Origin of the sequence: Coprococcus sp. AF21-14LB (genome assembly GCF_003458885.1) — a bacterium.
In the GTDB taxonomy this organism is placed as follows: Bacteria; Bacillota; Clostridia; order Lachnospirales; family Lachnospiraceae; genus UBA9414.
On the sequence record NZ_QRVX01000079.1, the window covers coordinates 1 to 7170 of the forward strand.

Sequence of the window (7170 nt, forward strand, 5' to 3'; positions counted from 1 at the left end):
GCTTCCAAAACCATATTCCTTCCAAATACCTAATAACTTTTTAGGAATTTTATTCTTATTATAAACTGATAACGTCTTGTTCTACTCCTTCATAATTTTCAAAGTCCTCTAAAACCTTATATTTCACAGTTACCTCCCTAATACTTTAATTTTATATTTAAATAGTTTGATTTTCTTTCTGCTTCAATCATTTTATCGGCGAATGCTTTTATTTGCTCATCAACTGCATCAATTCTTATTTTCAGTTCTACAAGCTGGAAGTTACCAACTCTACAAATGTGCTATTTGCTGGTTAAACATAATACTTGACATATGATTGCTCCAAAAATTCTTTTACTACAAATATATCTGCAAATTCCTCATACTGAGGAAATTTGTCCGAATTATGTTTTGAATTTGTAAATTTATTACTTCTTGTTCTGACATATTTAACTGCATATATTAATCCCCCTGTACATCTTTACTCTATTTTTCCAATGAATTTCGTTATGAGTTCAATCTGCACTTTGACATTTACTTTTTGCAAATGCTCCACATTTTCCTTTCCCCCAAGAGCTAACAAAGGAACAAATCCAAAGCACTCTTCCTCTTTTAATTCTCCAAATTTCTGAACAGCTTCTTGATATAAATCAATGTCAAAATATTTCTTTCTGAAACTTGCCTCCTCTAACAAACGAATAAACAAGGAAGTTTTCTTGCCAATAATGGCACTATCATGTTTTTGATATTGAATCATTCCAATGTACCCGTCTTCTTTATAAACGATAATATCGCCAAATACTGTAAGCATGAATGGGATCGAATGTTCTGCATCAAAATAAGTATCCTTTATAACTTCTTGATACTCAAAAGGATGAAACAACCGTAAATATCCCTGAAGAAAGCTTCCACATCCATATCTGCATAGGATTTCACTTAATTCTGCTGGAAGCACCTTTGAAATCTTTATTTTTGTTTCACTGTCAAATTCAGCAGTTCTTTTAAAATCATCAAAAACAGACATCTATTGTTTCCTCCCTTTCCTTATTTATAGAATAGTTCATTATGTCTAATTTGTCTCACACCACTTCTTTATGTAATCAGGCAATCGTTCCATATACATATTCCGATATTTTTCTGGATTCTGCAGGATGGTTTCCACCAGCTCTTTTTCATTTAATCCCAGATTTTCTTTCAGCTCTTGAAACTGGCGTGCAAAAGCATTGACAATATGTTCCCTTTGCTCTCCTACTATAATTCTTGGTATTATTTGAAACTTTTCCCAAAGATACTGATTATAATTTTCGATTTCTTTAATATGTATTTTGAAACCTAAATCTATCTTTATTACCTCTCCTGTCATATAAATAAAAAGCACAGGTGTTACCGCTCTTCCATTCAGGCTTGAGCTCCCTTCTGCCCAGCCAAATATAGCCAGATCTTTTGATATAAGCCTGCCCCCGGCATAAAGCCAATGTGTTCCTGATTCTAGTAATCCTAATACTTTTTTATCCATTGTATTTTCAATAGGATAAAATTTTTCATTTTTCACAAGCTCTTCCAGTTCACATTTTGTAAAAATCCGATTAAAGTATGGCATACAATGATATGAAATTCTTGTATATTTTATCATTGGGCAACTCATCACAAAGGCAGCTATTCCACATAGTATCCCAAGCCATAAGTTTTCACGATTTCCATCACGAACAAGCAAAATAATCGCCGCTACAAATATAAAAACACAAAATAACCACGCCCCAAGAAATAAAAGTTTTTTTACTGGATATAATTGTTGCCATTCTAATTTTTTTAGTTGCATAATCAAGCATTCCCTTCCTTATCCCCTAATCGCCTCACTCAAAACCTTATCAAACATTTCGTAAAAATTACGGAATCGATGAATTTCTCTTCCAGATGGCTGATCCAATTCCATATAACATTGATTTTTATATTGGTAGACATACCAGCTAATATTACTTTCGCCTAAAAACAAATATCCTCTCTGCTTTTCATTTTCATACCATATGTGATTGAATTCCAATAACCCATAAACAGGCTGTTTCATTTCATGCTCTAATAAATACTGGTCTACACCATATAAAATAAATCCATTAAATTCTATTCCATTTATCCTTGAAAGAACATCCAGATATTGTTGCGGAATTTCCATGTTCCATTTCTCTTTTGCAGTTGTTACCAATTCATAAATTTCTTTCTCGGATGCACCGGAATTTATTTCCTCATCATATAGTTCTTTCTCTTCTCTTATCTGCTGTAAATAAATTTCCCACATAGAATTCTGTACTCCTTCGAGATTTCATAATCTAATGCCATTGTAGAATTATCCGCATTGCAAATTCTTTGCTGCAATGCGATCCTTTCCCCATTTGCTTTAAAAAATAATCTTCCTCTTCCGGAAAGACCTGTTTTGTCATATATTTTAAGAAGTCTATTTTCTCAGTTGATTCCTGTATCACACAATCAAGTGAACTCCATCCATCTGTTACAGGAGTATAGATATCTCTAGTTATCAATGAGAAAGTTGGTTTTTACAGTATTCTCTCATAGCACTATTTATAGATATATCACCATTTTTAAAAACACCATCGCCTTTATCTAATAAATAATCTAATGCATCTTGATATTTATGATCATAAATAAATGATAATGCTTTTCTTAATTCGACATGGTATATAGAATTTTCTAAAGTACAGTTTACAAGGGACTACACAGGGTAGGTATCTGACGGGAGGGGTGCCGCCAGTCAGATTTTCCATGTGATGTTCAAGCTGTCGCTTGTGGCGGCTATGGTGGTGATCATCAAATCCACCACACGCCGCTTGTCATCAAAAGATACATTCTCCCAGGTATCGAGGTAGCCGGAAATCTGGCTGACCTGTTCCGGGCTGATGGCCTCCACAGTCAACTCCGCTATCCTTGCCAGAAGTTCCTGCTTGCGCCCGTCCAGTTCCGCTATCTTCACATTCACATAGGAGAACAGGACATTGTTTGCCCCCGTCAGACTGTCCACCAGCTTTTCAATCTCGCTGTCTACATGGGCAAGTTCCACTTGCAGGGCGGTGATTTTCGGGTTTGCCTTTGCCGCTTTCTTTTTTCCTGTCAGCGTCTTGTAGCTTGCCAGCTTCTTTACCATCTGCTGATAAACAACCGCTTCCAGTTCCGAAGTGATGATTTTCCCACAGCCAGGACAGCTTTTATTGTCCAGCCGTTTCGTGCAGCGGAGATACTGTTTGCCGGAGGGATTGTAGATACTCATAAGAGCATACCCGCAATTCCCGCACTTGATTTTTCCTGCCAGCCATGTGTGGGTGGCTTTCCGGGCAGACTGGATTTTCATGTTGTTCATCAGCTTCTTGCGGCAGGTCAGCCAGGTGTCGGAGGGGACGATACCCTCATGGGGAGCCAGTACCAGCATTTGGTCTTTTAAGTCGTTTTTCTTGCTGGCCTTTACATCTCGCCCTTGATACAGATAGCAGCCGTTCATGCCCGTAAAATCGGCAACGTCATTGACAATGACTGTACCTTGACTTTTGAAAAATTCGTACACATCAAGGTCTGCCTGCACATAGACAGGATTGCGTAACATCTGCGCCAGCGTGGGGCGTATCAGCTCTTTGCCATGGAACAAAATCCCCTGTTCGGCAAAGTACCGGGTAATGTCCCCGTAGGAAGTTGTGGGCTGGGCGTACATCTCAAACATCAGCCGGATATTGGCCGCTTCCTCCGGGTTTACCACCAGCTTCTTTGTGTTGATACCGTCCATCTTGATAGGCTCCGTATGGAAGCCGTAAGGGGCTTTCCCGCCCATCTTAAAGCCCCGCTGACTGCGGGAGTAGTAAGCGTCCGTTACCCGCTTCTGTATCGTTTCCCGTTCAAGCTGGGCGAACACGATACAGATATTCAGCATGGCCCGTCCCATCGGCGTGGAGGTATCAAACTTTTCCGTAGAGGACACAAACTCCACATTGTACTGCTGGAACAGCTCCATCATGTTGGCAAAGTCCAGAATGGAACGGCTGATACGGTCGAGCTTGTAAACCACGACCTTTGCAATCAAGCCCCGCTTGATGTCCCGCACCAGTTCTTGAAACTTCGGACGGTCTGTGTTCTTGCCGCTGTACCCTTTGTCTGTGTATTCCTTGCAGTTACCGCCTTTCAACTCGTATTTGCAAAATTCAATCTGGCTTTCAATGGAAATGCTGTCCTTTTTGTCTACCGATTGTCTTGCATAGATTGCGTCTATCCGATTGTTCATATTGTCGCTCCTTTTCTTAAAAAAGAAACGGAGCTGCTGACAGTTCTATTATACCGCCAGCAGCCCCGCAAATCAATGATGGGTTTGGAAAACCTTATGTCCCGGCTTCCTCACTCTCCCGCTTGTCGGCGTACTTGCGGAACACCTCATAAAGCTGCTGTTCCAGTTCCCGGCGTTTGGCTGCTTCCTGTTCCGGCGTGAACACCGGGGAGAGATTTTCCAGTGTGATTTCCTTTCCCTGAAAAGTCACGATTTCGATTTCCTTTTTGTATCTGATATTACTTATAAGATCACCTTTCCTTTCCATGCTGCCGCTGTTGCCGTTTCAGTTCCGCTAAAATCTCCGGCGGGATACGGTCAACCAGCCGCCGCATATCGTCCAGTTCGCTTTTTAACTTCGCCCGTTCCATCGTGTCATTCATCTTGCCTTTTTCGCTGGCCTTTGCCCTGACTTCCAGCTTTTCATTTTCCGCTAACAAGTCATTGATTGTGACCTTGTATTTTTTCAGTTGCCCGGAGAAGTTCTCCATCTGCGGAAACCACTTTTTCAGCATGGAGAGGGCTTCCTCTTTCTTCTTTCCGGCGTTCAGCGGGGTAATGCCGGAGAGAACCGCTTCAATGGCCCTCGCCTGTTTGGAGAGGTTGACCGCCTGTTTGAACAGCCGGGTGGGGATATGCTTCCGGCCCGTCTTGCTGGCGCTTTCCCCACGCTCCAGGTCGGGGTACTGCTCCACCATACAGGCGTGAAAATCGTCCTGCCACTTCGTCAGATTGGCCCGGTTGCCGATAATTTCTTTGGCGCACAGGCGGTTGTCCTTTGTCAGCGGCACAAAGACCAAGTGCAGATGGGGCGTTTTTTCATCCATGTGTACCATAGCCGAAACGATGTTCTCCCGGCCCACCCGGTCAATGAGGAAGTCCGCCGCCCTCTGGAAGTAGGCCGCTATCTCCTTTGGGGACTTGCCCTTGAAAAACTCCGGGCTGGCGGTAATCAGCGTGTCCACAAACCGAGTGCTGTCCTTGCGGGTGCGGCATCTGGCCTGCTCGATGCGGCTCTGAATGAAATGGTAGTAGCGGCCATCCGGCTTGACGATGTGGAAATTGTACTTGCTCCGGCTGGTGTCAATGTCCGGGTTGCTGGCGTACTGCTCCTTTTTCCGTTCATGGTGGGCTTCCAGCGGCCCCGCCGGGTGGCCCTTGTGCTTCTCAAATCGCAAAATTGCGTGTTGTGCCATTGAACTCCTTTCCCCATTCCATTCCTTTCCGGCGGGTTTTCCCGCCGAAAATATCTCTGATAGGATTGGAATGGAATGAATGTAAATAGATGGTTTTAATCTCTGTATTTCTATATACCGTCAGATTTCCGTACTTCAAGAGGATTGATTTTCGTACTCGCCAAGTACGGTTTTCAGCCCTCCGGCGTACCATAACCGGATTTCTTGAAGTCGGTGTTTGGAACCGCTTCATAGGATTTCGGGTAAATGCGGTTGGGTTTTCCACAGCCCTGTTTCTGGATTTCCACCAGCCCCGCATACTGCAACTCCCGCAGGGTGTTGACCGCTTTCTGCCGCCCGCAGCGGAGCAAAGCGACCACCTCGCAGATGGGGTAGTACAGGTAGACCCGCCCGTACTCGTCCGCCCAGCCGTTCTTCCGGGACAACTCCGCCCGGCGCAGGACAAAGGCATACAGCACCTTCGCTTCGTTGCTCAAGGGCTGGAATGTGGGTGCTTCAAAAAGGAAATTGGGGAGCCGGGTGAAACTGAACGCCTTTTCCGGCTGGTGAATATAAATCGTGTTTGTCATAGCGTGTTTTGTGGACGGTTAGAGGCCCGTTTTCCGGGGCGAATGATAAATGATACCAGCCGCCCCGGTTGAGGGCTTGCGGAGCCTTGCAAATCAAGGCTTTTCCCGCTCTTAACTGTCCACAGCAGACCTCCTTTTCCGTTCACTTTCTGTTTTCTGCCGCCTGTGAACTCTGGCGGCGCAGTCCGGGCAGTATTTGCCCCGGTTGGACTTCGGGACGAACACACCGCCGCACTCCGCACAGCGTTTCAAGTCCCTGTCCCGGTAAATCTCCGCTTCCAGCGTCCTGTCCAGCGGCAAGACCGCCCAGCGGAACCACTTGCAGCAGACGGAGAACGAAATCATCTGCGGACAGGCGCAGGTGTCGCCATCGTCCAGCGCAAGGCAGTTTCCGTCCTCGCAGTTGCAGCACTCCCGGCGTATCAGGCCGCTGGCTCGTCTCTTCTGGGGCGGGGTTATGCGGTAGGGGGAGCCGTCCGGCCTGTGTTCCAGCGGCGGCAGGTGTTGATAGGGTCTTTTGCTCATGCGTCCCTCCGTTTTCTTTGGCGTGTTCTGTTTCCAAGGTGCTTGTCCATCGATGAACTATCCCAAGTCTACACCTTTTTGACCGCCTGTGCCGTATATCCAAGAGGTAGGAAATCAGCCTGAAAAACTCCCTATTTCCACGCTCTCGGATTTGTGATATAATCAAAAAAAGATAAAAGACAAATTCAGGTTTCTGGTCTTCTTGCACAAAATAAAGGAGGAGCTATTATGCAAATTGTTTATATTCCAAGCGAATCAATGTCTGTTCAAGGTAAAAAAGATGAATCTATAAAAGATATGGGAAAGACTGGAATATTAGAGAACAGGGAGGAGGTAACGGAAATTGGTTGTTGACCAGAAAAAGTGATGTGCTTGTAGATGGAAAAAGTTATCGTACTTTTGTACTTGAACACTACGGTAAATCCAAGCTGACAGCGAAGCTGTTGATAAATTTCGTGAAGATGTAGCAAATGGTAAAATCCCATCTTTGACAGTTAGAAAAAGAAAAAATCGCTGTATCCCTCATGTTTACTGGGGTATAGCGATTTTTGTCGTTGTTTCGAAATATAGTAATTTATTCCTTCCC

9 protein-coding genes are annotated in these 7170 nt (G+C 44.0%); 1 reads left to right on the top strand and 8 read right to left on the bottom strand.

What is annotated here, in order from left to right; genetic code table 11:
• Positions 1 to 460: 460 nt before the first annotated feature.
• The 8 genes from DWX73_RS12450 to DWX73_RS12495 all read right to left on the bottom strand — a co-directional run bounded on the left by DWX73_RS12450 (position 461) and on the right by DWX73_RS12495 (position 6584).
• Positions 461 to 1003, bottom strand: a complete 543-nt coding sequence (locus tag DWX73_RS12450; protein ID WP_118349049.1) for a T6SS immunity protein Tdi1 domain-containing protein — start codon at positions 1001 to 1003, stop codon at positions 461 to 463.
• 45 nt (positions 1004 to 1048) lie between these two features.
• Positions 1049 to 1798 (bottom strand): hypothetical protein, encoded by a 750-nt coding sequence (locus tag DWX73_RS12455; RefSeq protein WP_118349051.1) that lies wholly within the window; start codon positions 1796 to 1798, stop codon positions 1049 to 1051.
• Positions 1799 to 1816: 18 nt separating this feature from the next.
• Entirely contained in the window at positions 1817 to 2272 is a 456-nt protein-coding gene (locus tag DWX73_RS12460; RefSeq protein ID WP_118349050.1) for a YrhA family protein, read from the bottom strand.
• Between the two features lie 471 nt (positions 2273 to 2743).
• Positions 2744 to 4255, bottom strand: coding sequence for a recombinase family protein (locus DWX73_RS12470; RefSeq protein ID WP_002575864.1), 1512 nt, complete (start codon positions 4253 to 4255; stop codon positions 2744 to 2746).
• Between the two features lie 94 nt (positions 4256 to 4349).
• Positions 4350 to 4505: a hypothetical protein gene (locus DWX73_RS12475; RefSeq protein WP_002575863.1), complete on the bottom strand. Its 156-nt coding sequence runs from the start codon at positions 4503 to 4505 to the stop codon at positions 4350 to 4352.
• 40 nt (positions 4506 to 4545) lie between these two features.
• Complete coding sequence (gene mobV, locus DWX73_RS12480; RefSeq protein ID WP_002575862.1) at positions 4546 to 5490, bottom strand: MobV family relaxase; 945 nt, start codon at positions 5488 to 5490, stop codon at positions 4546 to 4548.
• A gap of 173 nt (positions 5491 to 5663) precedes the next feature.
• Positions 5664 to 6059: a replication initiator protein A gene (locus tag DWX73_RS12490; RefSeq protein WP_002575861.1), complete on the bottom strand. Its 396-nt coding sequence runs from the start codon at positions 6057 to 6059 to the stop codon at positions 5664 to 5666.
• Positions 6060 to 6170: 111 nt separating this feature from the next.
• Positions 6171 to 6584, bottom strand: a complete 414-nt coding sequence (locus tag DWX73_RS12495; protein ID WP_002575860.1) for a cysteine-rich VLP domain-containing protein — start codon at positions 6582 to 6584, stop codon at positions 6171 to 6173.
• 228 nt (positions 6585 to 6812) lie between these two features.
• Between DWX73_RS12495 and DWX73_RS14340 the strand changes: the two genes are divergently transcribed.
• Positions 6813 to 6938, top strand: a complete 126-nt coding sequence (locus DWX73_RS14340; RefSeq protein WP_278321100.1) for a hypothetical protein — start codon at positions 6813 to 6815, stop codon at positions 6936 to 6938.
• The last annotated feature ends 232 nt before the right edge of the window (positions 6939 to 7170 follow it).